Raw genomic sequence first — 1,255 nt, forward strand, 5'->3', positions numbered from 1 at the left:
CATCAACGTCGAGAAGGCCCGCATCGACCGCGTCCTCAAGAACAACGAGGTTCAGTCGATCATCACCGCGTTCGGTACCGGCATCCACGACGAGTTCGATCTGACCAAGCTTCGCTATCACAAGATCGTGCTGATGGCCGACGCCGACGTCGACGGCCAGCACATCTCCACCCTTCTGATGACGCTGCTGTTCCGCTTCATGCGTCCGTTGATCGAGAACGGTCACGTCTACCTCGCCATGCCGCCGCTGTACAAACTGAAGTGGAGTCGCGGCGAACCGGACTTCGCGTACTCGGACCGCGAGCGCGACGGTTTGCTCGAAGCGGGTATCGCCAACAAGCGCAAGATCAACGTCGAAGACGGTGTCCAGCGGTACAAAGGCCTCGGTGAGATGAATGCCAAGGAACTGTGGGAGACAACCATGGATCCCGCCGTTCGAGTGCTCCGACTTGTCACCCTCGACGATGCCGCGGCAGCCGACGAGCTGTTCAGCGTTCTCATGGGCGAAGACGTCAGTGCCCGACGCAGTTTCATCGCGCGCAACGCCAAGGATGTTCGATTCCTCGACGTGTGATGCCTGAATCCGCTTTCGCCACGAAGACTTCCGCTTAAAAGGAGAATTGATGTCGGACATTACCGAGCCTCCTGTCGGGCCTCCCGGACAGACCACGAATGCCGAGGGCGGCGACCGGATCGATCCGGTCGACATCCAGCAGGAAATGCAACGCAGCTACATCGACTACGCCATGAGCGTCATCGTCGGTCGTGCACTGCCCGAGGTGCGTGACGGTCTCAAGCCCGTGCACCGCCGTGTTCTGTACGCGATGTACGACTCGGGCTTCCGCCCCGACCGTAGTTACGTCAAATCCGCACGCCCCGTTGCCGAAACGATGGGTAACTACCATCCACACGGCGACACCTCGATCTACGACGCGTTGGTTCGCCTCGCGCAGCCGTGGTCGATGCGCTACCCGCTCGTCGACGGTCAGGGTAACTTCGGATCCCGCGGCAACGACGGCGCGGCCGCCATGCGTTACACCGAGGCCCGTCTCACGCCGCTCGCCATGGAGATGCTGCGCGACATCGACGAGGAAACCGTCGACTTCATCCCCAACTACGACGGCAAAACCCAAGAGCCGACGGTACTTCCGTCGCGGGTACCGAACCTGTTGATGAACGGTTCCAATGGCATCGCCGTCGGAATGGCCACCAACATCCCGCCCCACAACCTTCGTGAGCTCGGTGACGCCGTCTT

2 protein-coding genes are annotated in these 1,255 nt (G+C 61.0%); both read left to right on the forward strand.

All coding sequences use genetic code 11. The features are described from left to right. Positions 1-574 (forward strand): toprim domain-containing protein (locus tag A2J03_RS21625; protein WP_231912642.1); only part of this gene is annotated, 574 nt, incomplete at its 5' end. Between the two features lie 49 nt (positions 575-623). After that, positions 624-1,255: DNA gyrase subunit A (locus A2J03_RS21630; RefSeq protein WP_331712385.1), on the forward strand; the 632-nt coding region annotated here is incomplete at its 3' end.

Origin of the sequence: Rhodococcus sp. EPR-157 (assembly GCF_001647195.1) — a bacterium.
In the GTDB taxonomy this organism is placed as follows: Bacteria; Actinomycetota; Actinomycetes; order Mycobacteriales; family Mycobacteriaceae; genus Rhodococcoides.